Origin of the sequence: Mangrovibacterium lignilyticum (assembly GCF_010882175.1) — a bacterium.
GTDB classification, from domain to species: domain Bacteria; phylum Bacteroidota; class Bacteroidia; order Bacteroidales; family Prolixibacteraceae; genus Mangrovibacterium; species Mangrovibacterium lignilyticum.
The window spans coordinates 163,685-189,115 of the sequence record NZ_WKLH01000003.1 but is presented as its reverse complement, the minus strand read 5'-3'; the positions used below and the strand labels follow the sequence as shown (position 1 = coordinate 189,115).

The 25,431-nt window shown below is 46.1% G+C and carries 27 protein-coding genes and 2 riboswitches; of the genes, 7 read left to right on the top strand and 20 right to left on the bottom strand.

Features of this window, described 5'->3' with window-relative positions; translation table 11 throughout:
• Nucleotides 1-44 precede the first annotated feature (44 nt).
• Together GJV22_RS15080 and GJV22_RS15075 are read left to right on the top strand one after the other, a co-directional pair.
• Nucleotides 45-1,022, top strand: a complete 978-nt coding sequence (locus tag GJV22_RS15080) for an oxidoreductase family protein (protein ID WP_163715556.1) — start codon at nucleotides 45-47, stop codon at nucleotides 1,020-1,022.
• 5 nt (nucleotides 1,023-1,027) lie between these two features.
• The gene (locus GJV22_RS15075; RefSeq protein ID WP_205461902.1) at nucleotides 1,028-1,915 is read left to right on the top strand and encodes a 3'(2'),5'-bisphosphate nucleotidase CysQ family protein; all 888 of its coding nucleotides are present in this window, start codon (nucleotides 1,028-1,030) and stop codon (nucleotides 1,913-1,915) included.
• A 346-nt stretch (nucleotides 1,916-2,261) separates the two neighbouring features.
• Here the strand turns inward: GJV22_RS15075 and cbiB are convergent, their stop codons facing one another.
• The 3 genes from cbiB to cobT (GJV22_RS15060) all read right to left on the bottom strand — a co-directional run bounded on the left by cbiB (nucleotide 2,262) and on the right by cobT (GJV22_RS15060) (nucleotide 5,992).
• Complete coding sequence (gene cbiB, locus GJV22_RS15070) at nucleotides 2,262-3,188, bottom strand: adenosylcobinamide-phosphate synthase CbiB (protein ID WP_163715551.1); 927 nt, start codon at nucleotides 3,186-3,188, stop codon at nucleotides 2,262-2,264.
• Between the two features lie 15 nt (nucleotides 3,189-3,203).
• Complete coding sequence (locus tag GJV22_RS15065; protein ID WP_163715547.1) at nucleotides 3,204-4,682, bottom strand: cobyric acid synthase; 1,479 nt, start codon at nucleotides 4,680-4,682, stop codon at nucleotides 3,204-3,206.
• Nucleotides 4,683-4,918: 236 nt separating this feature from the next.
• Complete coding sequence (gene cobT, locus GJV22_RS15060) at nucleotides 4,919-5,992, bottom strand: nicotinate-nucleotide--dimethylbenzimidazole phosphoribosyltransferase (protein ID WP_163715544.1); 1,074 nt, start codon at nucleotides 5,990-5,992, stop codon at nucleotides 4,919-4,921.
• A gap of 450 nt (nucleotides 5,993-6,442) precedes the next feature.
• Between cobT (GJV22_RS15060) and GJV22_RS15055 the strand changes: the two genes are divergently transcribed.
• Together GJV22_RS15055 and GJV22_RS15050 are read left to right on the top strand one after the other, a co-directional pair.
• On the top strand, nucleotides 6,443-6,901 hold the full coding sequence (locus GJV22_RS15055) for a helix-turn-helix domain-containing protein (RefSeq protein ID WP_163715541.1): 459 nt from the start codon (nucleotides 6,443-6,445) through the stop codon (nucleotides 6,899-6,901).
• A gap of 99 nt (nucleotides 6,902-7,000) precedes the next feature.
• Nucleotides 7,001-7,267, top strand: coding sequence for a hypothetical protein (locus GJV22_RS15050; protein WP_163715538.1), 267 nt, complete (start codon nucleotides 7,001-7,003; stop codon nucleotides 7,265-7,267).
• Here GJV22_RS15050 and cobC read toward each other — a convergent pair whose 3' ends face one another.
• From cobC to GJV22_RS14990, 12 genes are all read right to left on the bottom strand, one after another.
• Nucleotides 7,268-7,801: an alpha-ribazole phosphatase gene (gene cobC / locus GJV22_RS15045; protein ID WP_163715535.1), complete on the bottom strand. Its 534-nt coding sequence runs from the start codon at nucleotides 7,799-7,801 to the stop codon at nucleotides 7,268-7,270.
• A gap of 176 nt (nucleotides 7,802-7,977) precedes the next feature.
• A complete protein-coding gene (locus GJV22_RS15040; RefSeq protein ID WP_163715532.1) occupies nucleotides 7,978-8,742 on the bottom strand; it encodes an adenosylcobinamide-GDP ribazoletransferase in 765 nt (254 codons plus the stop codon).
• 95 nt (nucleotides 8,743-8,837) lie between these two features.
• A complete protein-coding gene (cobT, locus tag GJV22_RS15035; RefSeq protein WP_163715529.1) occupies nucleotides 8,838-9,842 on the bottom strand; it encodes a nicotinate-nucleotide--dimethylbenzimidazole phosphoribosyltransferase in 1,005 nt (334 codons plus the stop codon).
• A gap of 80 nt (nucleotides 9,843-9,922) precedes the next feature.
• Nucleotides 9,923-10,432, bottom strand: coding sequence for a bifunctional adenosylcobinamide kinase/adenosylcobinamide-phosphate guanylyltransferase (gene cobU, locus GJV22_RS15030; RefSeq protein ID WP_163715524.1), 510 nt, complete (start codon nucleotides 10,430-10,432; stop codon nucleotides 9,923-9,925).
• Between the two features lie 146 nt (nucleotides 10,433-10,578).
• A complete protein-coding gene (locus tag GJV22_RS15025) occupies nucleotides 10,579-10,965 on the bottom strand; it encodes a DUF4430 domain-containing protein (protein WP_163715522.1) in 387 nt (128 codons plus the stop codon).
• A gap of 85 nt (nucleotides 10,966-11,050) precedes the next feature.
• Nucleotides 11,051-12,136, bottom strand: coding sequence for a hypothetical protein (locus tag GJV22_RS15020; RefSeq protein ID WP_163715520.1), 1,086 nt, complete (start codon nucleotides 12,134-12,136; stop codon nucleotides 11,051-11,053).
• 15 nt (nucleotides 12,137-12,151) lie between these two features.
• Nucleotides 12,152-14,095, bottom strand: a complete 1,944-nt coding sequence (locus GJV22_RS15015; protein WP_163715516.1) for a TonB-dependent receptor — start codon at nucleotides 14,093-14,095, stop codon at nucleotides 12,152-12,154.
• Between the two features lie 87 nt (nucleotides 14,096-14,182).
• A riboswitch (cobalamin riboswitch) is annotated at nucleotides 14,183-14,398 on the bottom strand.
• Between the two features lie 69 nt (nucleotides 14,399-14,467).
• Nucleotides 14,468-15,235: an NUDIX hydrolase gene (locus GJV22_RS15010; protein ID WP_163715513.1), complete on the bottom strand. Its 768-nt coding sequence runs from the start codon at nucleotides 15,233-15,235 to the stop codon at nucleotides 14,468-14,470.
• 73 nt (nucleotides 15,236-15,308) lie between these two features.
• Nucleotides 15,309-16,109: an ABC transporter ATP-binding protein gene (locus tag GJV22_RS15005; RefSeq protein WP_163715511.1), complete on the bottom strand. Its 801-nt coding sequence runs from the start codon at nucleotides 16,107-16,109 to the stop codon at nucleotides 15,309-15,311.
• Nucleotides 16,106-17,146 (bottom strand): FecCD family ABC transporter permease, encoded by a 1,041-nt coding sequence (locus GJV22_RS15000; RefSeq protein ID WP_205461901.1) that lies wholly within the window; start codon nucleotides 17,144-17,146, stop codon nucleotides 16,106-16,108. Before GJV22_RS15000 ends, GJV22_RS15005 begins: the two co-directional genes overlap by 4 nt.
• Nucleotides 17,147-17,183: 37 nt before the next feature.
• Nucleotides 17,184-17,711: a cob(I)yrinic acid a,c-diamide adenosyltransferase gene (locus tag GJV22_RS14995; RefSeq protein ID WP_163715508.1), complete on the bottom strand. Its 528-nt coding sequence runs from the start codon at nucleotides 17,709-17,711 to the stop codon at nucleotides 17,184-17,186.
• A gap of 96 nt (nucleotides 17,712-17,807) precedes the next feature.
• The gene (locus tag GJV22_RS14990) at nucleotides 17,808-18,650 is read right to left on the bottom strand and encodes an ABC transporter substrate-binding protein (protein ID WP_163715505.1); all 843 of its coding nucleotides are present in this window, start codon (nucleotides 18,648-18,650) and stop codon (nucleotides 17,808-17,810) included.
• An 84-nt stretch (nucleotides 18,651-18,734) separates the two neighbouring features.
• Nucleotides 18,735-18,930, bottom strand: a riboswitch (cobalamin riboswitch).
• Between the two features lie 1,097 nt (nucleotides 18,931-20,027).
• On the opposite strand from GJV22_RS14990, the gene GJV22_RS14985 reads away from it, so the two are divergent.
• The gene (locus GJV22_RS14985) at nucleotides 20,028-20,348 is read left to right on the top strand and encodes a hypothetical protein (RefSeq protein ID WP_163715502.1); all 321 of its coding nucleotides are present in this window, start codon (nucleotides 20,028-20,030) and stop codon (nucleotides 20,346-20,348) included.
• Nucleotides 20,349-20,358: 10 nt separating this feature from the next.
• On the opposite strand, the gene GJV22_RS14980 is transcribed toward GJV22_RS14985, so the two are convergent.
• The 4 genes from GJV22_RS14980 to GJV22_RS14965 form a co-directional block, all read right to left on the bottom strand.
• Nucleotides 20,359-20,847 carry a hypothetical protein gene (locus GJV22_RS14980; RefSeq protein WP_163715499.1) on the bottom strand — a complete coding sequence of 163 codons (489 nt, stop codon included), beginning with the start codon at nucleotides 20,845-20,847 and terminating at the stop codon, nucleotides 20,359-20,361.
• 105 nt (nucleotides 20,848-20,952) lie between these two features.
• Complete coding sequence (locus GJV22_RS14975; RefSeq protein WP_163715496.1) at nucleotides 20,953-21,678, bottom strand: DUF3667 domain-containing protein; 726 nt, start codon at nucleotides 21,676-21,678, stop codon at nucleotides 20,953-20,955.
• Nucleotides 21,679-21,755: 77 nt separating this feature from the next.
• Nucleotides 21,756-22,103: a DsrE family protein gene (locus tag GJV22_RS14970; protein ID WP_163715493.1), complete on the bottom strand. Its 348-nt coding sequence runs from the start codon at nucleotides 22,101-22,103 to the stop codon at nucleotides 21,756-21,758.
• Nucleotides 22,104-22,230: 127 nt separating this feature from the next.
• Complete coding sequence (locus tag GJV22_RS14965) at nucleotides 22,231-22,599, bottom strand: MotA/TolQ/ExbB proton channel family protein (protein WP_163715489.1); 369 nt, start codon at nucleotides 22,597-22,599, stop codon at nucleotides 22,231-22,233.
• Nucleotides 22,600-22,808: 209 nt separating this feature from the next.
• On the opposite strand from GJV22_RS14965, the gene GJV22_RS14960 reads away from it, so the two are divergent.
• Both GJV22_RS14960 and GJV22_RS14955 read left to right on the top strand, forming a co-directional pair.
• Nucleotides 22,809-23,879, top strand: coding sequence for a sensor histidine kinase (locus GJV22_RS14960; protein WP_163715486.1), 1,071 nt, complete (start codon nucleotides 22,809-22,811; stop codon nucleotides 23,877-23,879).
• Nucleotides 23,872-24,588 carry a LytR/AlgR family response regulator transcription factor gene (locus GJV22_RS14955; RefSeq protein ID WP_163715482.1) on the top strand — a complete coding sequence of 239 codons (717 nt, stop codon included), beginning with the start codon at nucleotides 23,872-23,874 and terminating at the stop codon, nucleotides 24,586-24,588. Before GJV22_RS14960 ends, GJV22_RS14955 begins: the two co-directional genes overlap by 8 nt.
• Here the strand turns inward: GJV22_RS14955 and GJV22_RS14950 are convergent.
• The gene (locus GJV22_RS14950; protein ID WP_163715480.1) at nucleotides 24,585-25,400 is read right to left on the bottom strand and encodes an aminotransferase class IV; all 816 of its coding nucleotides are present in this window, start codon (nucleotides 25,398-25,400) and stop codon (nucleotides 24,585-24,587) included. The genes GJV22_RS14955 and GJV22_RS14950 overlap by 4 nt on opposite strands.
• Nucleotides 25,401-25,431 lie beyond the last annotated feature (31 nt).

The window sequence follows — 25,431 nt, the reverse complement described above, 5'->3', positions numbered from 1 at the left end:
AAATTTAACTTTACGAACAAACCTTTTTTTAAACGCAATTATTTATGAACGATCATTTTCTCGAAACGATTAAAAAATCAACGGGAGCAGAGGAACTGGGAAAAACAGAGAACATTCAAAATCTCTGGAGTGGGTATGGTAAAATCATTCGTTATCATTTGAAAAATGCGCCAATGAAGTCGGTCATAGTAAAACACGTGCGACTTTTAGATGGAGGTAAAAATCCTCGTGGTTGGAACAGCAATCTGTCTCACGAGCGTAAGTTGAAATCGTACCGGGTTGAAAGCTTTTGGTATGAAAAATACAGTAACAAATGCGACGATCAGTGCCGGGTGGCGAAATGTTTGGCCATTGAAACTTATGATGACGAAGTGTTAATGGTTTTGGAAGACCTGAACGAAGCAGGATTCCCGAAACGAAAAGACCGGACTAGCTGGGCTGAGGTTGAGCTTTGCCTGGATTGGCTGGCAAATTTCCACGCAACTTTCTTAGGTGTTGAGCCCGAAGGACTTTGGGAAACCGGAACGTATTGGCACCTCGAAACACGTCCCGAAGAATTGGATGTGCTCAAAGATATGGAGTTGAAAGGTGCTGCTGAAACCATCGATAAAACATTGAAAGATGCCACTTTCAAAACCCTTGTACACGGCGATGCCAAGTTGGCAAACTTCTGTTTCTCGCCCGATGCAAAAGCTGTAGCAGCAGTCGATTTTCAATACGTTGGCGGCGGCTGTGGGATGAAAGACGTTGCCTATTTTATTGGCAGTTGCATGTTGGAGGAAGATTGCGAGATTCTGGAAAGCCAGATACTGAATACCTACTTCATTGCCTTGCAGCAAGCCCTGAAAAAACAGCAAAAAGAAGTTGACTTTGTAGCACTTGAAAAAGAATGGCGAGCACTGTATCACGTTGCCTGGACCGATTTTCACCGCTTCCTGAAAGGATGGAGCCCCGGTCACTGGAAAATAAACAGCTACAGCGAACGGATCACACGCCAGGTAATTGATAAAATACACCAATAGAAAATATGATGGAACTAACCCCGCACGATCTTCAAAAGCTTTGCGGATCTGCTGTCTCAGCAGCATTGAAAGCTGGCAATCTAATTTCTTCGTACGCCGAGAAAGACTTAGAAGTGAAAAATAAAGGAGTTGGCGACACGCTGGCATCCCAGGTCGTTACTGAAGTCGATGTGATGGCTCAGGATATCATTCTGGGAATGCTCAAAAAAGTCACCAAAGAATACGATTTAGGAACCTTGGGCGAAGAAAGTCCTGACAACCACGAACGGTTCGAAAAAGAGTATTTCTGGGCCATTGACCCAATTGACGGCACACTGGCGTTCATCAATAAAGAAGAAGGCTATTCCACCTCAATCGCCTTGGTTTCAAAATCGGGCGAACCGATTATCGGCGTTATTTTCGACCCGATTAACAAAACCATCTACCAAGCCATAAAGGGACAAGGTGCCTTCATGAGTGGCCGGGAATGGACCGTAGAGTCCGAAGAAGATGCACCCCTTTCCTTTATCAATGGTAAAAGTTTCCTGGAACACCCATTGAAAGAAGCTACGCTGAAAGAAATGGAAGCCATCAGCCAAAAGCTGGGCTACAAAGGGTTGGCCGAGAAATACCAGGGGGGAGCTGCGATGATCTCAAACTGGGTGCTCGAAACCGCACCAGCCTGCTATTTCGCCTATCCCAAAAAAGTGGATGGCGGTGGCAGCATCTGGGACTTTGCAGCCAGCGCCTGCATCTTCAAAGAAGCCGGTGCCTGGGTGAGCGATATCGATGGCAACCCGCTCGACCTGAACCGTCCGGATTCAACCTACCTCAACCATCATGGTGTGCTGTATGCGACGAGTGAAGAATTAGCGAGGGAAATTATTGCAATGGCGAAGAAATTGATCGAGTAGCGAGTCCTGAGATTTGAGACACGAGTAAAAAGATAAAAGTCATCCCGAACTGGTTTCGGGATGACTTTCATCAAAAGATGCTCTAGTATCCCTAAAGTTGGATAGAACGAGAATTATTGGCTATCAAGTATTTTCAACATCGCCAGCACCGGAAATTAAAGTATAAGTTGACATTGGATATCGAATAAGTTCCAATAAAAAGACAAAAATTCATCGAAGCGAGTGCGTAGGCCGTCAAATCGCCCGGGCGAGGGTTCGATTTGACAAGATTTTTGCAAACTTTTCATCGACTGGAAAAGTTTGAGCCCGTCCGGTTAGAGGACAAGAATGGCTAGAGATCCTGCAACTAGTTCAGGATGATGTAAACCAGCACCATCCCGGCCATCATTACAACAGTTGCACTTGTATTCACATAAGAAGTAAACCAAAAGTCGCGACTGGCTATTCGCTTTTGGTTGTGGCCGATGTAAGGTTTCTCCACCAACTTGCCATGGTAAACATTTGGCCCGCCGAAACGGCATTTCAGGATGCCGGCCAAAGCGGCTTCGGGGTAGCCAGCATTGGGGCTGGCGTGTTGGTGTCCGTAGCGGAAGATGTGCGTAAGGCCACTCCAGCTAAAGCTCACCAAAACCATCAGCAAAGCGGTGAGGCGCGCGGGAATCAGGTTCAACAAATCATCCAGGCGGGCGGCAAACCAGCCATAGCTCTTAAAGCGCTCGCTTTTGTAAGCAATCATCGAATCGAGGGTGCTGGCCATTTTAAAAGCGAAAAGCCCGGGAACGCCGCCTAAGGCGTAAAAAAACAAGGGTGCAATCACGCCATCGCTGAGGTTTTCAGCCATTGTTTCCAATACGGCAGTGCGGATCTGTTGCTCGTTCAGTTTGGTTGTGTCGCGACCAACTATGTAGCTTAACTGTTTGCGACCGGCTTCCAATCCATCTTTCTCCAAAGCACGGATCACCAGCCACGACTCGTAAATCAAGCTGCGGTTGGCCAGGCCGAAAAAGACGAAAACCGACGCGACCACGATAAAGGCAGTTGGAAAACTCTTCAACCATCCAAACAAAAGGAACAATAGCATCCAGGTGCCTCCCACCAGTAAAACCGTCGACATCGCACCTTTCAACTTCCGGTAGCTACCCCGGTTCAACCGTTTTTCGAACCAGCTAATCAACCAGCCAAACAATCGGATGGGATGAGGCAGCCAACGCGGATCGCCCAGCAGGCAATCCAAAGCAAAACCAATGAGAAGAGGTAGTATGAGGAGTTCCATTGTAATTCTTTGTCACTATTCGTCCAACTGCATCACCGAATACACATAGTCCATGTTCACATAGCCACGAACGTGATCGGCGAGTTTGTTGTATTGTTCTTCCTTGAACTTCGCGTAGTCGAACTCGGTAACTTCAGCCTTGAGCTTGTTGGCTTTGAGCATTTCTTCAACCACAGCTTTGTTGTCGAGGATGCCGTGCAGGTAGCTGCCCCACAGCTTGGGCGACGCCAGGCAACCATCAGTACTGCCATCATTCAGGGTGCACAAAGGCTGCCCGCCTTTCAGCTCGGTCGTGCCCATGTGGATTTCGTAGCCCGAACAGCTTTCGTCGCGACCGGCAAATCGGAATTCTGTTTGCACCGTGCGCTTTTCCTTCGTCAAGGTTGTAACTACCGGCAGCAGGCCAAGACCCGGAATGGCTTCAATATCGCCTTCCACATGGTGCGGATCACGAATTTCTTCCCCCAAAATCTGGTAACCTCCGCAAATGCCGTATACCCCTTTACCGGCTTCAGCAGCTTGCAGAATGGCTTTGGCCAGTCCGCGTTCGCGCAGGTACATGAGGTCGGAGATGGTATTCTTCGATCCCGGCACGAGCACCAAATCAGCCTTGGCAATTTCTTCCGGATTGGCCGAATAATAGAGGTTCACATCGGGCATGCGCTCCAACATGTTGAAATCGGTGAAATTGCTCATGTGCCGCAGCAAAACCACGGCCACATTCACCTGCCCGTTATCCTGAACACTGCCGCGTTTGTAGTCAATCACCACGCTGTCTTCCTGCTCCACATGGATATCGGTGAAGTAAGGCACCACGCCAATTACCGGAATGCCAGTCAAATCTTCGAGCATTTTACGACCGTCGTGAAAGAGCGCAATATCGCCCCGAAACTTATTGATGAGAATCCCCTTGATCAGCTTTCGCTCGGCTTCGGGCAACAGCTTAATGGTGCCGTAAACACTGCCAAACACGCCTCCCCGATCAATATCGGCGATCAAAATCGTGGGCGAGCCTGTTTCGAGGGCGACCCGCATATTGGTGATGTCTTTGTCCCACAGGTTGACCTCGGAAATGCTTCCCGCACCTTCCATTACAATGGGATTATACTTCGCATCCAGCGAGCGCCAGGCTTTCATGGCCTCAGCAAACAGGAAATCGCGATCGGTTTTCAGGAAATACTCCTGGGCCGTTTGATCGCCCATCGGCTTACCATTGAGCACCACCTGCGCCTTGGTATGACTGGTCGGTTTCAGCAAAATGGGGTTCATGGCGCTGAGGCAGGGAATGCCACAAGCTTCGGCCTGCACCGCCTGTGCACGACCAAGTTCCAGACCCTCGGCACTGGCAAACGAGTTCAGCGACATGTTCTGCGCCTTGAAGGGCGCGGGGCTGTAACCATCCTGTTTGAAGATGCGGCAAAAGGCCGCGTTAATCACCGATTTGCCCACATCGGAGCCGGTACCGACAAAAAGAATGGGTTTGAGTTTATTCATTGTTTCTAGTTCCAAGTTCTAAATTTCAAGTTTCAAACAGTCGTGAGACAATCAATTCGATACATTTTTTTACCCCTAAATCCCCTGAAGGGGACTTGGCTTCGCCTTTTCAAATTACTCTTGGCGCACTCGCCACGCAGTACTTGTTTGGTTCTCCCTTTAGGGAGTCAGAGGATGAAAAACAAGGACGAGCATTAATGACCACTGAATGACCACTAATGACCTCTTCCCACTGATCACTTCCCAACCACTTCTTCAAACCGGATGTGGCTGGTATTGATCACCTGCGCTTCCTCGAAGCTTGTCATTTCCGACAGCACTGCCACCGCGGCTTGCATCATCGGGTACGCCAATGCTGCGCCGGTTCCTTCACCCAAACGAAGGCCGAACGCCAACACCGGATCAGCGTGCATATAGTCGAGCATTTTGCGGTGCCCCTGCTCGTCCGACACGTGCGCAAAAACCGCATAGTCGCGCACCCGTTTGTTCAGCTGCTGAGCCACCAACATGCCCGCCGTGGTAATGAAACCATCGACCAGAATGACCATGCGCCGGGCAGCTGCTTCGAACATTCCACCGGCAATGGTCGCGATCTCGAAACCACCGAAACGCGCCAGGTTTTCGAGCACATTCTCCGACACACCGTGTCTGGCAATGGCCTGCTCAATCACCCGGCCTTTATGCGAAACACCGGCCTGATCGAGACCGGCACCCGGCCCGACACAGTCCTTCACCGGCAGCTGGCAAATAATGGCCATCAAGGCCGAAGCAGGCGTTGTATTCCCGATACCCATTTCGCCAAAACCGATGATATTCGTGCCTTTCGCGTTGAACCCGGCGACGATCTTCCGGCCGTTATTGAACGCCTGCAGGCACTCGTCCATGGTCATCGCCGGCTCGTACAAAAAGTTGCGCGAACCTTTGCGAACCTTGGCATCAATCAGTTTCGGGTGTGGGTTGAAATCGAAATTCACCCCTGCATCCACCACGTGCAAATCCATGCCGCAAACGCGCGATAAAAGGCCGATTCCGCCCCCGCCCTGCAGGAAATTCAGCACCTGTTGCCAGGTAATATCCACCGGACAGGCACTCACGCCCTCGGCACAAATCAGGTGGTCCGACGCCACCGTTAACATCACCGGTTTTTGCAATTCCGGTGTCAGTGTATGTTGAGCGAGCGCCACCTGCATAGCCAGCGATTCGAGCCGGCCAAGCGAGCCAACCGGTTTCGCTTTGTTGTCGAGTTTATGCTGAATGGCCCCGCGTAATCCCTCATCAATTGCGGGGATCTCAAATTCGTTGTGTTGCATTTGGTTTTTGTTGATTTATCCGGAAGAAAGGCTCCGGGCTCCAATCCCGCAGCCCCGCTTCGAAAGTGCTGCCAAAGATACAGTTTTCAGACTGAAACAGGCCCAAAATCCGGCTCGAACACCACTGCGTTAAGCCAATTTAACCAAGCCGAAAAACAAGACAACGGTCATTGTCCGGCCGGCGAAGCGAAAAACTGAAAAAGCAACTCCTTGTTTCACGATAACTTTATCATTTTGCACATTTTCATAAAGTTATCATCCGAATACTTTATCAGATTGTACATTTTTATAAAATAGCGCTTGACCCATTCCTTCAACCGCTCATCTTTCACCGCATGGTTCGTTCAATATTTTATCATTTTTCCCATTTTTATAAAGTATCAGTTGCAATATTTAACCGAAATGCACACATTCCTAAAATTTCGTCGTAACTTAAGGCAAAAACAGCCCATGACGCCTATTGAGTACCCCTTAATCACCCCCGACAACGTCTACAACGGACTTGTTGCGCTTGCCGAAGCATCAAACCATCGCTTCTCCACCATCACGCAAAGTCATCAACCGACCGGCAACAGCTACATGGATTTGTTTGCCGAACAGGTTCGGAAGTACGGGAAACAAAGCTCGAAATGGTACGCCAAACTGATGCAGGCAGACACGCGCCAGTTCGATGGCGCCATCAGGTGCATGTCGGGCATGAGCACGCACGACTGGATTAACGAGTACGTGCGGCTGGTTGCCTGCGATTTACTTGTGCAAACGGATTGGAGCTTTAAGGAGGTCGGCAAAATGATGGGACTGTCGTCGAGTAGTTTCAGCCAGTTTTTCAGGGCTTACCAACACATGCAACCCTGGGAATACCGCAGCCTCAGGAAACATGGCCGCCAATCGAATTACTTTTACGACTAAAAACCGCCCGGCGAACGGCTCACAAAGCTGATTTACCCAGCGAACAACGAAGCCTGATTTTCTCTACCTTTAAACGTACTAACCGAAAAATCACTCATCATGAAACAACTTATCCGCATTTTTGCCGGCGTGCTCACGGCCATGCTGCCGGTTACCGGCGCTGCCATGTTCAGCTTTTTAATTTACAACGAACTGCAATCGGTCGCGGGATTTATCATTGCAGCGGTGCTGCTGCTTGGAGCCATTTGGTTTGGAGTGATTGTTTTTCGGGCCATTTACCGCCAGGGCTTCCTGAAATTCATGACGCCGGTGTTTTCCACACCCGATCTGGACAAGCTGGAACCGGCCGACAAGGTCGAAAAGTAACTAAAGGTTGAATGCAATGACGTCGCCGTAATCCACCTGATTTTTAAAGGCATCGAGCGGGGCTGTTCCGTTGAGCAGACAGTCGAGGGCCCGCAGAATACCACCATGCGCGACCATAGCCACTGCCGTGTAGTTCATCGCTTCCAAATCTTCGAGGAAAGCTGCCGTGCGGTTAATCTGGTCGCGAAACGACTCGCCGCCATGCGTCCGAACCTCCACAAAATCATTGAACCAGGCTTTCGCTTCCGGGCTGTCGCTAAGATCGTTCCAATGCTGCATTTCCCAGTTGCCGAAGTTCAGTTCTTTCAGGCGTTCATCAAACTGAATCGTTTCACGTGGAAACAAATCCGCGGCCAACTGCCGGCAGCGCGTCAGCGGACTGCAAAATACCGCGTCAAAAACCTGTCCGTTAAGCTTCGACTGCACCATTTGCAATTCATCGGGGTAAGTCCCGTTTAAAGGCACGTCCGTCTGCCCGTAACAGATTCCGGCAGCAACAGCAACCCGGGTATGGCGGATAGCGGTAATTTTCATGTGATTGTTATTTGTGCAGCAAATTTAAATATTCAGACAAAAATAAGGTAACAAGGTATGTTAAAGCGTGTCATCTGCATTTTCTACTAAGGTTGAATACAGGGAATAAGGTTAAAAGGCAGGAAACTAAAACCTTATTTTCATTCCATAACCTTAGTAGAAATGGTGACTTCCCTTTATAAAGCCAACCCGCTTACGCCCAGCAAACACAAATAGAACAACACCTCGACGAGCTGTTGCAGGGCTCCCAGGCCATCGCCGGTGTAACCGCCAATTTTGCGCTCGGTGTATTTCTTAAAGAGGAATGTCAGCAACAACGCGGCGGGTAAAGCCACGGCCATGAGCTGCCAGGGCAGGAAAGCCATCGGTACTAAAGCGACAATTATGGCTATGATCAGATCGCTGTTCTTGCCTTTTTTACCGATCGGTTTGCTTTTGCTCGATTCATCGTCGCGCGAGTACCAACTGTTAAAAATGATCAGAACCGGCATCAACCGGCTGAACGCGTGTGCAGCAACCATGGCCATCGGAATCTCATAAACAGGCATGGATTGAAGCGCCAAAAACTTGGTTCCCAACATGCCAATCAATCCAACCGAACCATAAGTTCCGATGCGGCTGTCTTTCATGATGGTGAGGATCTTCTCGCGGGTATAGCCGCCGCCAAAGCCATCGCAAAAATCGGCAAAGCCATCCTCGTGAAAAGCACCGGTCAGGAAGATTGTTGCCAGCATACTTAAAAATACGCTTAGCTGAAGCGGCAGGATCTGCACTAATCCATAGAAAACAGCGGCTCCTGCTCCACCCACAATCCAGCCGATGAGCGGGAAATAGCGTGTTGCCCTGTTTAAACGCTCGGGTGAATACTCCAGTGTAGCCGGAACCGGAATGCGCGTATAAAACATGACGGCTGTGAGAAAGAGTTGGACTTGCTTCTTCATTTAAATCAGATTTTTAGCTGTCAGACCTTAGACACCAGACAAAAACAACAAAAAAGCTATCTATTATCCGACGTCTAAGGTCTCCTTATCTTGCTTTATTCTTTATTCGAAACACCGGCGTCTTCAAAGCTCGACATTTGGTTTAGGAAGTTCACTGCCGACTGGATAACCGGATAGGCTACCGCAGCGCCGGAACCTTCACCCAAACGCATCGCTAAACTCAATACCGGCTCAGCGTCCAAATGCTCCAGGATCATCTGGTGCCCTTGTTCTTCCGAAGCATGGCAGAAAATACAATTCTCACGAACTGACGCGTCAAACTGAATAGCTGTCAATGTCGCAGCAGTCGTAATGAAGCCATCCACCAGGATAATCATTTCCTGTTTCTTGGCCTCAAGCATGGCACCAACCATCATGGCAATTTCGAAACCACCAAAGGTAGCCAAAGTTTCCTCAACAGTTTCCGGCTTATACTTCTCCGAAACGGTTTTCAGCACCGACGTTTTAAAGTCGAGCTTCTCGCCCACCATACCCGCACCGCGCCCGGTACATTGTTCAATCGGCAAGTCCATAAAACGATGCATCAACAGGGATGATGCCGAAGTATTGGCAATTCCCATTTCTCCGAAACCGATCACATTGCAACCGGCAGCAGCTTCTGCTTTCACCAGCTCGGCACCCAGGTTGCGTGCTTCGCGACATTGCTCTACAGTCATAGCCGGTTCATCCAGCATATTTTTGGTTCCCATGGCCACTTTACAGTCAACTACCGGAAGGTCCTTTGGAAAGTAGAAATCGACCCCGGAATCAACCACTTTCAGATCAATCCCGTTCTGCTTGCAGAAAACGTTAATCGCTGCACCGCCCGCGCAGAAGTTCATCACCATTTGCCAGGTTACTTCCTTCGGATAAGGACTCACACCGGCATCGGCCAGGCCGTGGTCGCCGGCAAAGACCAGCATCGCCGGCTTTTTCAATTCGGGAGTCAATGTATTTTGAATAGAACCGATTTGTAAGGCAATCCGTTCCAGTTGGCCCAAGGCGCCGGTTGGCTTTGTTTTCAGGTCAATCTTTTGTTGTAATTGGTCTTTTAGTTTCATAGTTTTAGATTTATAGCCTTCAGATCTTAGAATACAGACAAAAACCGTCTCATGTCTAAAATCGATTGTCTTCTTGTCTCTTATTTTATCTTCACCGGAATACCGGAAACCAGCAAATAAACATCGTTGGCACCCTTGGCGATGTGTTGATTCATCCAGCCTTGCAGGTCGGCAAATTTGCGAGCCGTTTCGTGCTCCGGATGAACCCCCATGCCCAACTCATTGGTCACCACAATCAGGTCCATGTCCTGCTGAATAAACTGCTCCCATTCGGTTTTGGCAGCTTTAAGCGCTTCATCGAGTTTGTAGCCGCTGTCGTGAAAAAAGTTGGTTAGCCATAGCGTGACGCAATCCATCAGCACTACTTTGCCGCTGAAATCGTGTTTCGACAGTTGCTTTTCTTCTTCCACATTCTCCCAGCGCTCATCGCGGTCGCTTTGGTGGCGTTTCACCCGCTCAGCAAAGTCTTCGTCCCAAATGCGGGCCGTAGCCAGGTACACTGGCCGATCGCTTTTCGACTCGGCCATGTGCTGCGCAAAGCTACTCTTGCCCGACCGGGCACCTCCTGTTACGAGTGTTATTGTTGCCATTCTTTGAGTTTCGAGTTTAAAGTTTAAAGTAGTGAGTATTGAGTTAAGAGACGAAGCACTCGCAGTCATCATTTTCAACCACAGAGGACACGGTGTTCATCACAGCGTTCCACAGAGTGTTACTGAGCACTGTGACTGATCACTGATCACTTCTTATCAACCGTGCAGGAGCAAACGTCCTTCACGTAACGCCAGCTAATGGTATCACCGGCTTTCACCGTTTGGCTGATCGCAAGCTTCGGTTTCTCGCCGTTCACGGTGTAGTACCAGGCCTTATCGCCACGGACACCTTCAACACCATTAATACCAGTTACAAATACGTAGTTGGCTACCGGATGAGTTTTAACATTGGCAGCATGTTGCAAGGCTTCGAGGGCTGTCATCGCTTTTGTGCATTCGACTTGAATTGTTTCTGTTTTCTGTTGCTCGCCATAGTTAATCTCAACTGTGATCGATTTTGCTTTTCCGGCCAAGGCTGAAAACGCAATTAGGAAGGTAAAAATCAGGGTTGATAAAATTCTATTCCGTTTCATTTGAATTGGTTTTTGGTATTTTTTTTGAAAAAGGAAAACTACCCCTGGGAAGATGGGGTAGCTTTCGTTCGAGAGTCAAAATATACTAATCGAGGAAGATCACTTCCGATGGGTTTGCACCGACTGTTTCTTCAGCCTTCAGCGTATGATCAGCTGAATAAACGTTCATTTCACCTTTAGTTAATCCACCAGTACTAATCAATACATACACATCACCGTTTTCAGGATCTACTGAGACAGCATTAATACCCGTAACATTACTAATCAGTGGAGTTTCCTCAAACGTTTTGGTCGCTGTATCAAACACCTGTATCCCTCCTACCATGTTCCAATTTGCGTCATAGCCTGCAGCAACGACGTACACTTTAGAATTGTCTTTGCTAACCGCTACGATAGATGCCGAATTTGAGCTAACCGCATCCAGTTTGTACAAGCTTAGTTCGTCGGTATTTGTATCAATAACGCCTAGACCGATCTCTGTGGAAACATCGGAATAGGAGCTCAGCAAAGCCACATAGACATTATCATTTGCATCTTTCACCACGCTTGACGATACTGCTTCTGTCGCGATATAAGAAAATTCTTCGGTACTTAGATTCATCACAGCAATTTGATGACTGTAGTTCAGGGCTGCATATAATTTGCCATTAGCAATGGCGAGACCTTCCGGTCCGCCCGGCAAACTTATTTTTTCAGAAGTCCCAGTAACCATGTTATATTTTAAAATATAGGTGTCCGGCATGTCCGTCCAATCAGGGTTCTCTCCCCAGCACGATACATATAGGTAGTCTCCTTGACTCGCAAAACAGCGGGGACGAACCACATTGGTAGTGATTGTGTCTTGTCCTTGCCAAAGCGAATTATAAACAACGACCCGGTCTGGCTCATTACCTGCGACATACACTTTATCGTCGAGCTCATAAACATCCTGTGGAGCCGAAGTCATCACTGCTCCATTATTTTGAAGCTGATCATAATATTCAGTTACATTACCTTCGTCATCATACTTTGTAATCGAAGCTGCATCGTTCGAATAGAAACCGGCATTTACAACATAGGCACCTTTAACTAACTCGCTTGAGTCGAGCTCGTCATTGTCATCGTCTGAACACGATACTAAAAGAGTCGCAAGTGCCAAAAATGCTGGCAATAATTTCATCAATTTTTTCATGGATAGATATTTTATTTACTTGTTATTTAAAAATTTCAAATCGGTAGCCAGGCTAAACTGGAAACTCCTTCTGGGCATGGCATAGTTCAGCTGATTTTGATAGTCCTTATCCAACAGATTACGAACACTAAAACGAAGATTAAACGATTGTTTCCATAGCTCGATCTTCCGGTTCAGTCCGGCGTTGAGCAAAAAATAAGCATCAAGCACATTCCCTTCAGGATTGTAAACATTGCCTGAATAATCCACCTGTCGGTTGCCTGTATAGGCACAGTCTGTATAAATTCCCCATTGCCGGTAGCTTGCCATTAGAAATACATTTCCGACATGCTCGGGGGTATAGATCAATCGTTGCCCAATCATCGATTTCAACGAATCTTCTTTTATTTCAGTTGGATTGAAGCTGTAATTCAAGCGCAGGTTGAGACGAACCTGGTTCCAGTTCAATTCGTTGTTTGACTGAAATTCGATGCCTTTGCTAACCACCCGCGAGCGGTTTTCAGCTTCAAATTCACTATTGGTTCCTGTTGGACGCCATTCGATCCAGTCGTCGACATCCATATAGAACGCATTCAACTTAACATCCGATTGAAGCCAGGACGAACAGTACTGGTACTGAAAACCTATTTCGTAATTCATTCCCTTTTCCGGATTCAAATCAGGATTACCCTGCGTCCCCCAGAAACGGTCATTAAAAGTCGGAATCCTGTAACTGCTTGCGACATTCCCAGTCACTTTCAAAACCTCCTTATCGGTCATAAAAAGCCTGTATTCGGCTCCAATCGAAGGCGTAAATGGTACCGTAAAATTGCTGACAAACTGCTGCCGTAGATTTAAGGTAAGTTTCATGCGGTTGAACGGACTGTAAAATGCGGAAGCATAGAGATCGGTCCGTTGTTCATACTCAATCACATCAGACGAATACGCATACACGTCGGGTTTAACGTAGACATATTTAAGCCCGACTTTGTATCCTAGCCGAACGTTAAAATCCTGTTTCCCCTCCAGCTCAGCGATTAGTCGGTCAGTGCCGATTTTTTGAGCTGTGCGACCTGCATCGACCTGCATATCGTGAACAAAACCCAGCCCCGCCTTATATTTAAATGCACGTTTGCCGTTTTCATATTCCGACCAAAAGCGAATATGTTTGTTGTCCAGGTCCTCAATTGCCAGATTATCTGCAATCGACGAACTCATTTCCGGTTGCTTTTCGTGCCAGTCGTGTTCCAGCCAAATAGCCGTTTTCAACCATTCTTTTTGGTTAAAACGATAATTAAATTCCTGCAGTAATCCTTTATTTTCAATAACTGCACCACGTTGGGTATAATACCTGTCGTTGGGAGCGTAATAAAAATCGAAATCGTTTTTCCGGGTGAAATAATACAAACGTGTTACCGACTCGAACTTACCGTTTCCGAAGTATAACTTGGTTCCGTACAACTGCTCGCCAAATGAAGCGACTGATGCAGTCGCATGTACACGCTGTCCGTTTGTCCAGTTCGAGAGCAGCCCAAGATATAAGGCTCCACCAATAGATCCTGAGCCATTCACAGCCGATGAAGAACCGTATTGTAAATCGACCCCGTCGAACAGGTAAAGCGGCACACTGTTAAAATTCGACTGCCCCAGCGTTAACGAGTTGATATTGATACCACCGAAATTCACCGATGTGTGATCTGCTGAAGTTCCCCGCAATCGGATCGTTGCCAATCCACCAGCATCGGACCTCAGGTAAACCGGACTAAACCGGGATAACAAATCAGTTAAGCTTCCCGTTTCGGTAATCTCTATTTGTTCGGCCGGAATGGACTCGACTTTAGCACCAGCCTGGTACTTTTTGTAAGGGGCGTAAGTTGCCACTTCGTGTAAGAGCACAGAATCTGCCATTTGCTCTTCCTGAGCTTTTAAGCCGCCTGTTGACAGAGCCAGCAAACCTGCGAATAGAAAAAACCTTCTCATTTCTTTTTCAGAATATGAGCTTAGGATAAAATTGTGAAAAATACCTGATTATACTATTTCACCAGCTTTATTCCCGAAGCTATTGTTAATACTTAAAATGATTAGGCAGGTCTTCTGGCTCACCTCTCTTTCTGATGCCTTCCCGTCTCGTCCCGATAGCTATCGGTATTAAACAGTGGCAGGGGTCTCAGAAAGATTTCTGGAGGTTTACAGCTGCGGGTACAGCTCCGGAATTACACCGGATTCCCTTTTCATCCGGCTTGTGCGAACACAAGCGCTGGAACCAAATCCGTCGCAAAAGTAGAAATTATTTCTGTTGTCCTTCTTATTTTACAGAAAATTCCATCAAAAAAATCAATATCGATTTGAATATCACCAGTCTCCGGAAAGACCGTCTTTTAAGGCCTTGTTGTATACATCCAGATCGAAGCAATACAGATAAGGTGCTTTGTAGGCCACACCGGTGCGGCGTTCAGCCAATCGCTTAACGATTTTGTAGCTCAATATCTTCCGTTGAAAGTTTCGGCGGTCGAGCTCAGTTCCCAAAATGGTTTCGTACAGCTTTTGAAGCTCGGGCATGGTAAATTTTTCGGGCAGCAGGTTGTAGCCAATTGGTTGGTAACGGAGTTGCAAACGCAGTGTCTCCAGAGCTTCATCCAAAATCTGATTATGATCCATCATGAGCTCACCGACCTCGTCGACACTTTTCCATTCGCACTTCTCCGAGTATAAATCCGGTTGTGGTTCTACTTTTGAAAATTCGACTAAGGCATAAAACCCGACCGACAAAAAACGTTGGTTCAGCCATTCAAAATTTTCCAGGCTGATACCAGCTTTCTCCATGTTTTCCTTAACAAATCCGGGGTTTTTCCGTTTCGGATCGCTAAACGTACGAAACTGGGTCAGAAAGATCTTTTCTACACCGGTTCGCTCCTGCAGGATCCGGGTAGCCGCTTCTTCCAGCGTCTCTTCTTTCCCGACAAACCCTCCCGGCAAACTCCATTCACCGAAAAAATTCGATTTGAGCAACAGCACTTTCAACTGGTTTTCGTGAAATCCGAAAACAACGCAGTCGATTGATAAATGAGAAAGGTAAACGGAGGATGGAGAATTTAGATTGATTTCGCTTTTGGTAGTCATGGTAGTCAAATAATTTACCTCAAATTAAGCATTTTCAGCAGAAATCTCAAAGAATGTGTCACAGAAACATCAATCAGCGGTTTCTCATCATTTTCTCACTCACCAGAAAGATGACCGGTTTATTGGAATAGGGATTGATTCGGGTGATGACCGGCGTTTTATAAACCTCTTCAATGGTTTCAAAAGTCAGCACTTTATCGGGATCGCCTTGCAGGAAAATTTTTCCCTCCTGAAACATGATCAGCTGGTTGCAATATTCCGCAGCCAGGTTCAGGTCGTGAATCACCATCAATACGGTCAGGCCCAACTCGTCATTCAGGCGTTGCAACAGGTTTAAAATACGCACCTGGTGGGTAATATCAAGATGCGAAGTGGGCTCGTCGAGCAAAAGCAACTCGGGCTCCTGTGTTAGCGCCCTCGCAATTGCTGCGCGTTGTTGTTCTCCCCCACTCAGCTCTGTCATCAGCTTGTCTTTATGCCGAATGACACCGGTCAGCTCCATGTATTTTCTAGCAATTTCCAAATCGCTTTTTGTTTCGAAAAACTGGAAACGCGAATGATAAGGTAATCGGCCCATGAGCACGTAGTCTTCAACGGTAATTTGCCCGGCATCGACTGTCTGCGTGACAATGGCAATGTTCTGAGCCCGCTTTTGCAGCGAGAGATTTTTCAGGTTTTTACCTTCGAGCAACACTTCACCCGATAGGGTTGAAAGCGCTCCGGTGACTCCCCGAAAAAGGGTTGTCTTTCCCGAGCCATTGGGACCAATAATCCCCGCAAAGGCTCCCCGCGTCAGGCTAAGACTGATATCCGACAAATGAAACGACGGGTAACCACAGGAGAAGTTTTTTATTTCGAAGAAGTTTGCGCTCATACCAATGTCTTTTTACGGCTCATCATGACTATAAATACCACCCCTCCAATAATACCGGTGATGACACCAATCGGCAGCTCGTTAGGCGCAATAATGGTTCGCGCCACCACATCCGAAAGGATCAGAAAGGAGCCTCCCAACAAAAACGAACTGACCAGCAGAATGCGGTAATCGGAACCAAAAACCATCCGCAGCAAATGCGGAATAATCAGCCCGACAAAGCCAATAACGCCGGCCACAGATACGCAAATACCGGCTAGCAAGGAGGCTAATATGAAGAGAATCCGAACAGCAACATTGGTGTTGATACCGAGGTGCAGTGCTTTTTCTTCTCCCAGGCGCAAGGCATTTAAAGCCTGCACAAACAAGTACGACAGCAGTAGAACCACCAAACTTGAAATCAGCGTCAGCCAAATCAGCGAAGTATCCGGCTCGTCCAACGATCCCATGATCCAGAAGATGATCCCGTGAAGGTTTTCACTGGTGCTCACCGACATCAGAAACATCATGGCTGACGAAGCGACAAAGCTCACCATGACTCCCGTCAGCAACATACGCTGAATATCAATTGCTCCACTGCGGGAGCTGATGGTGTACACCAAGAAAATAATCAGAAAAGCCCCGAGAAACCCGGAAAGCGGTAGCACAAAGGAACCAAAGGTGAGATGCAAACCAAACACGATGGTGATGGCCACCCCGAGCGACGCACCACCGGAGATCCCAAGTGTGAAAGGCTCGACCAGCGGATTGCGATATATGCCTTGCAGTATGACACCAGCCAGGCTGAGTGAACCGCCAACAGCCAGTCCCAGTATAATGCGTGGTAACCGCACCTGCCGCACCAGCATGTATTCGATGCTGGTGGGATCGCCCGAGCCGACAATCATTTTCAAAGCGTCGAGCAAACCGATATTCATTTCACCTAAAGTCAGGGAAACAACCATCGAAAACAGCAGTAAAACGCCTAATCCGGCTACAGCCAGCAACCAGGTGAGATATTTCGGGTTATTTTTCAAATTCCAAATTTCAAGTTCCAAATTCCAAAGAAAGCATTTTGCATCCGATTACTAAGTGCTAAAACTCAATTCCTTTCCGGCTGGGAATACCTTGCTGAAAAGGATGTTTCACCATGTTGATATCGCTTACGTAATCAGCTCGCTCAATCAACCCGTCAGTAGCACCCCGACCGGTTAAAACCAGCTCGGTACCTTCCGGCTTTTGGTTGATGAAGTCCAAAAGTACATCTTCTTCCAAGAAACCATCACGAACGGTGATCAGAATTTCATCCATGATCATTAAATCGGGTTTAGCAGTTTGCAGGTAACCAGCTAAAAAAACCAAAGCTTCGCCCACTTGTTTTCGCAGCATTTCGGGAGTCACTTCCTTATTGAAACTTGGATGGCCATCGGTAAATCCCATGACTGTTGCACCAAGCTTTTTCAGGCTGTCAATCTCATGATAACCGTATAATTCGGGGCGCTTCATAAAATGGCAATAGGTTACTTTAAACCCCTGCCCTAACGCGCGGGTGCCCAATCCGACTGCGCAGGTTGTTTTCCCTTTGCCGGTTCCGGTGTATATGTGAACAAGTCCTTTTTTCATGTTTCTTTTTAGTATTGAGATATGAGTCTTGCGTAATGAGACGAAAATGAGCAGCAGTTGACCAGCTCAAACTCATTAATCAAGACTCAAAACTTATTAATTATAAATCAGCCCGATCATTTGTTCCAACGCATCGGTAAAATCGAGTGGTGTGGGGCTGCAGGTTTTTTCCGAATCGAGTACAAATATCTTTTTGTTTTGCACGGCATTCAGGTTCTCGTAGTTCTCCCACTTTTCCTTTTCATCAGCACTCACCGAGCCCATCAGGATCACGAAGATGACGTCGGGATTGCGCACCAGCACACCCTCGCGGGTAATACTTCCGATGGTCAGATCGCCGGCAATATTTTCACAAGCCGAAAAGTCGATAAAATCCTGCATAAAAGTATTGGGAACCACCGTAAACAAAGGATTAGCGCCGATCTGCATAAACACCCGCGGCTTGCTATCCTGTTTTGGTACCGAAGCTATTACTTTGGCCAATCTGGCTTTCGACTCGGCCACCAGTTTTTCCGCCAACTCCTTACGTCCAATCTTTTCGCCCAAACGAAGCAGGTAAGTGCACATTTCCTCATACGATTTCGGGTAAGGGAAATACATGGTCTCAACACCCAGTTTCTCGAAAGTCCGGGTTGTTTCCGGGTTTGTCAGCGAACTGGTCAGTACCAAATCGGGCTTCAACATCATGGCCTTCTCCAGGTTCACTTTCACCGCTGAGGCTACAACTTCAGCATCATCCGAATTTTTCAGGGTGCAATAGTTGGTGCATCCAACCAACAAATCTTCGGCTCCCAACATGTACAAACTTTTGGTGAGCGAGGGTGCCAGCGAGATAATACGATGGGACGTTTGCGCCTGTGAAAATGAGCTAAAAAGAACCAAAAGAAGAGTCAATAAAACGGTCTTTCGGTTTAACTTCTGTAATGATTTTCGATACATAGACGAATCAAAATTAAATGACCCGAAGAAAAGTTGGCGAATGGAATAAGTATTCCAACGATCTTTTTTCCCCGAAGATCCGGTTAATACGTGTTGTTTACGGCAGGTCTTCTGGCTCACCTCTTTGCTGATGCCTTCCCATCCGGCAATTGCAGGACAGTGGCTGGAGTACAACAAAACGTACGAGGTTTACAGCAGCGGGGACTGCTCCGGATTTACACCGGATTCCCTTATTAAGGCAACTTCAGTTAGGAAGCTAGCCACCAAAAACGTAGGCAAAAGTAGGAAAATTAGCTGAGGAATGTCGAATAGCGGTGTTTAATTAAGTGAGCAATCGCAGTGGTCAGTTTCCAGTCCCACGCGACAAGTTACGCTGTGAGTCATTCAACTTCCGAAATTCGGGGTATTTCCAAATCTGTTTGGATTTCCAGAAATGAATTCGGGATGCCCCTCCCAAACAGTCCTTCCATTCCGCTCAAGCCGCCAACCAAATGTCGATTTGATATCCGGTTAATCAAACTGAGAAAACGAAGCGAGCTTGCCCAAACAAACGTTGCTTTATTATCAGCGACTTAAGGATTTCCTCGCGTTTCGGCATACAAATTGGCTTAAAGAAGACAGTTACCACGAAACAATAAACAGCATGAAACAAGTCATCAACATATGTATCGCTTTAGTCCTGTTACTGGCCGTAACAGTGGGAGGGGTGTATTTTCTGCTCCGCGCAGCTTTTTCGAGCCAATACGGCAAGATACACACATGCGAACCAATTGTTGGATCATAAATTTGAATTCGAAAGAATAACGATATCCCTTACCTCGAATAATTGCGTTAACAAGCGAAAAGCCGTACCTGCCACTCAGGTCGGCTTTTCTATTTTAAGCCGACCTGGTTTATGCAGCTTATCGACAGCTGACACAGCTCCTACTTGTTTCGAACGCCCTGATTGACGATGTGAAATAAATCGTCCGCCACCCCAAATTTGAAACCTCCAGGATCACGCGGTCTCCAAGCTCAAATTCCGAAAGATATTGCAGGAAGATATACGCGTAAAACTCGCTAATTTAGGCGCTAAACTAGGCCATTTTAATCCGGGAATAATGCCTATTAGTCCTGAACAAGGCATACTCCTAACCGAAATAGCTCACTTAATCGTAATAATGTGTCAACTACAGACTATACCGGCTCTTTTTCCTGAGTGAATAGACCAACTCCAAATTGGATTAGTATTTTTAACTGTTGGAATCAACTAATAAGCTATACAAATCCTGTTTTAATTGTAACCCTACCAATTGATTCTGTATAAGTAGCATAAAATCTAAAATAGTTGTAACTTGAAGCTTATCACTTGTATACAAACGATTAACAAGATAACCAATGGGAGTAATCAAGAAAAAAGCAGCTGTTGTGAAGACCGAGTTGCTGGATTTAATGCAGCTTAAACTCAAAGAACAAAGTATGAGTAACAAGGAATTGGCTTCCCGACTCCAATTAAGTGTGAGCGCTACACAAAACATGCTTAAAGGTAATAAGATGACTCTGGACCGACTTCACGAGCTTTCGTTAATTCTCGATTTCAATTTCTTTCGGTTTTGGGCCAGCCAACTACAGATCGACCAACCCGAATCTGTCGAAATTGGGCGGATAAAAGAGCTGGAAATTGAAAACCGCACCTTGATGAAACTCATCAAGAGTTAGCCCAAGCTGATTATTCGAATTCGAGCTCGCTTTGACCAACTTTCTCGCGCTTGCGAAAAGCCAGGTTATCGAGAAAAACGATGATGTTTTGTGATTCAGCCTCCTGCACATCGTAGTTTTGGTCGGCATAACGGGTAACAACCTGGTAAGCCGAATATTCTTTCTGAAGCTCAGCAAAGCGGCGAATCTTATCCCAGTTCACATGCGATTTAAAACGGCCCAACTTAAAGCAGGGGTAACCGGGAGTAAAAAAGTAGCAGGAAAGTTGTCCGTCGGGTTCTTCAATAAGATTTAGCCGAAGTTTTTTTTCGGCGCTGAACGTTTGCCAGCGGTGCAAAAATACCAGTGAGCCTGATGCATTGCATTTCGAGTCGAACTCCAGATTCAGCAACATGGGTTCAATAGCCGGTTTTGCCGGTATATCGACCGAAATCCCGATCCAGCCCTTGAAATACTTGTCGATAAATTCCTGGTTATATAAATCTGCGCTAAAACTCATGCTTTTTTTAATTTACCCGATCAACTACACCCAAAAATATCCAATAATTTTGAAAACCTGAACAATTGTAAGAAATGATTTTTGAAGAAAACCGGTTTGGTTGGTTTAAGCACTGGCAGCAACCGCAAGAATAATGAGCAGAAAGATCAGAAGCGCACCCAGATAGACGACCAGACCTGCGATAACCACTTTCCATTTCCGGAGCCTGCAAAAAAACTGGATGAAAACCCAGCAGTACAGCCCGATGGATATTAAGGTAATCAGCCTGTCGAACAGCAAACTATACGATGGGAAAGCGTAATCAAGGGGAATAAACAACAGCTTAACCGCAATGCGTTGTGCCGCAGTAAAGGCATTCAAAACCAAATGTTCGGCCAAATTGTAGCCTTGCTTTCGAAAGTAAACAAAAGATAGCACAGCAAAAAAAGGAACAGTAACCAGCAAACTGATTGAATAATTGTTTTCCATCCAGTTTGTGGCTCGTTCAATTCCCGCAAAGGTATCAGCGACGTTGGCTGTGTCAACCTCGAGGATATGCATCCCCAAATAGTGAATTATAAAGGAATGAACAGTCGCAAGAATCACCACCATCGACAGGGGTTTGTAATGGTGTACCCTTTTCCCTTCAATGAACTCGCGTATGGAATGGCCGGGGCGGGTAAACAATTCTTTCAGGCTAAACAACAAACCGACATCGAAATTCAGCAATCCCTGCTGGATATCACGTCGAATATACTTCATGCCGATCTTGGGCGTATCGACTGCCTGTCCGCAGTGGTTACAGAATTTTCCTTCAAATTGGTTGTGACAATTTTTACAGCTGTGGGGCATCCTGCGTCTCCATTTTTAATCACATCTACCAAATATAGCTGAAATTTGGTTCTCTTCCAGCTCCCCTGGGCTGCCGATTAAAGGTTAATCACCATGTCGGCCACCTTTTGAAGCTCCAGAATATCAATCATGGTGCCTTCGATCCCTACTTCCCGTTTATCCAGCAAATCGAAATGTTTCAGGCAGGTTTTACAGGCCAGCAACCGAACCCCGGCTTCCTCAAGAACTTTCAATTGTTCAATCACCGGCGATCCACTACAAATCAAATGCACTCCCCCATTGTAAAATGCCAGGACCCGGGGTAACTTACTTTCTTCGGCAAGTAAGGTGAAATAGTTTTTCAGTAAAAGCAAGCCAAGCTCTTCGTCGCCTTGCCCCATGCCTTTACTTGTAATTTGGATGAGGGTGTTTTTAAGGGTATTCATCGTAATTTCAGTTTATTCTTCCAGCAAATATATGGACAAAAGTGCGCTCTTAGCTGACAAAAACAAGAAATCCGTACGCACGAAAGCCCGGATTTCCTTCAATATCGTTTGCCGCTGCAATGATAAATTATTCGGCGGCAGCTTTCTTTTGTGTCGCAATTAAGATGATAATCAGCAAGCGGGCTACCAAGAAAGCAAAGATCCCAACCAACGGACCGACCAAAGCCATTTTCAGATGTGTCGCAAACATGCTCGGGCTGATATCGCCTGCAGCCTGAATTTTATCGAAAGCCGCGATCAGGCCAATGGTTCGTCCCAAATAACCCCAAACCAGACAAAACCAGCCGATTGAAACCAGTAATGACTTTGTTTTGGCAAAGTCTGCTTTACCCAGCATTGCCCGGGTAAATAAAATCAACACAACAATTACTAAAATTAAAATCGGATACGAGATTAAAATACCACCGTCGTTTAAGATGTTAAATAAATTAGCCATGACATAGAATTTTGGTTAATACATAATCAAATGTATCTTCGATTTCGGTTCGAAAATTTTATTTGCGACAGACCGACAAAACAAGACTCGTTTCAGCAGTTTTAAAGATATAAAATGAAATCCGGTTCCGGGAATGTTAAAACAGGAATTAAACCGGTTATTGGTCGCTAAAAAACAAACGATTAAGAGAAATTGCGTACTTTGTAGCGATGAATCTTGCCCGATTAATTAAAACCAGGTTTGCGCTGATTCACGTTCTACTGTGGATTTCAGTTTGGTTTTTCTTTGTTTACTTTTTCAGCTACAACAACGACAACACCCGCTACATACTGTGGTTTTCAAGCTTGTTGTTACCGCTGACCATGGGTGTCACTTACTTTATGGTTTATTATTTGATTCCCCGCTATTTGCTAACCCGAAAATACTGGGAATACGGTTTATACAGCTTCTACCTGCTGGTATTTACGTCATACGAAATTGTACTGCTCCTCTACGGTTGCCTGTATTTTCTGCTAAACTTCAACATTAGCAACATGCCGCCCATGAGTAAGAATTTCACCTTTGTCCTTGTGCTGGTTATTTTGGTTGTCGGCTTCGTTAGCTTTGTTTACCTGCTGAATCATAACTTTAAAACGATTTCCAGAAACAAAGAATTGGAGAACAAGATTCTGGCAACAAATCTGCAGCTGAAAGAACAGGAATTGCACTACCTGAAAATGCAGATTCATCCCCATTTTCTGTTCAACACCCTGAATACGATTTACGGTTTTGCATTGAAACAATCGAAACAAACACCCGATATCATTTTAAAGCTGTCGAACCTGCTCGACTATATTTTGTACCAGGTGAATAAACCCAAGGTGAGTTTAAAAGAAGAAGTGCTACATATTCGCGAATACATTGAACTGGAAAAGATTCGTTTTCAGGACAGCCTGTCTGTGAAACTGGAAAGCAGCGAAATTGACGAGAACATACAAGTTGCACCAATGTTGATGATTCCGTTTGTTGAAAATGCATTCAAACACGGGACGCTAAAAGGTGGTTTTCTGCAGATTGAAATACAGGTAAAGCTAACAGGGCACCAACTTGAATTTGCCATTCGGAACAGCTTCAACCAACGGGAAAAAGAAACTGAAAAGAATGGAATTGGCTTGGAGAATATTCGGAAACGGCTGGAACTTCACTACAAAAATAATTACGAACTACATATTGAGCCCGGAGATGAATGGTTTTCAGCACAACTGATCATCTTCAATTTAAACCTAAAAGCCAATGTCTGAACCGATAGCCTGTATCATCGTCGATGATGAACCCGTTGCCCGGGAAATACTGGAAAGCCACCTGTCGCAAATTGAAGCTGTGCATGTAGTTGCCAGTTGCAAAAGCGCCATTGAAGCGTTCAACGTGATCAACTCCAAGCCTGTCGATTTAATTTTCCTCGACATCAATATGCCCGAGATCAATGGTCTTTCGTTCGCCAAGTCAATCAACAAAAACATGAAAATCATCTTTACCACTGCCTACCGAGAATATGCTGTTGATGGATTCGATTTGCAGGCTGTTGATTACTTGCTAAAACCGATTTCGTTCGAACGGCTACTGCAGTCGATCAACAAATACCTGGGAGAAAACACACAGGCAAGAAGCATTGAGCCAGTTGAAATTACAGCCGAAAAAACAGAATCGTTCTTCGTTCGTTCCGACCGGAAGATGATCAAAATCGATTTCACCGAAATCCTGTTCATTGAAAGTTTGAGCGACTATGTAAAGATCCATCTATCGGACAAGACAGTCACTACCCGCGATACGATCGCTAATATTGAATCCAAATTACCGCAAAAGGATTTCCTTCGGACACACCGGTCTTTTATCGTTTCAGTTTCAAAAATTGACTCTTTCACCAATGAGTATATTGAAATAGGACGAAAGCAAATTCCGATTAGCCGCAGCTACAAAAAAGAGATATTGGACAAGTTGGAAAGCTTCTAATAGTCGTGTCTCAGCCGCAAAAAGGCTTCCCGGATCTTGCAGGTTACCGGCCCCGGTTTTCCATCACCAATCACAACATCATCAATCTGAATAATAGGCATGATGTGTTTGGTCGTGCTCGAAACAAAAACTTCATCAGCTGAAAACAGCATCGATAAACTCACATCGGTTTCGGCGTGTAACAGTCCCTTTTCAGCCAATAGCTCGATGACCAATCCACGGGTGACTCCCTTTAATACGCCCTCAGCTGGTGTCAATACAGTATTATCTTTCACCAAGAAAATATTACCCCGGGAAGTCTCCTGAATATTGATTCCATCATGTAGCAAAACATCTACCACCTGCTTGTTTTCCTCTTGATCCATCCAATACTGACTTGCCAGGTAATTGGTCGATTTCGCCTCGGGCATAAAACGCCGGTGTTTTTTGAGGATCAACTGTGCCCCGTTGGTGTATAATTTGGGATCATACATCGGCATATCAATCGGAAACACGTAGAGGCTCGCTTTTTTAGTGCCTTCAAAAGCTATATCGTGAGGCAGAGCAAAGGCCTTGATGTAGCTATGCTCTATCTTATTTCGTTGAATCAGCTGATTGACAATCTCCTGCAGGTCATTGTCAAAATCAGTGTACAATTTCAGTAGTTCCATGCTCCGCCTGAAACGGACCAGATGACGCTCTCCATAAAAAGGACGGTGATTGATAATCTCAAAAAACTCAAATGCACCATAGCCTCTGTTAACAGATAAGCTGGTAATGGGAACCGCAATTTTGTCGATCTCCTCGTAACTGCCGTTGTTAAATCCGATCATAGTCTTTGGTTTTATACAGCAATTTACGACT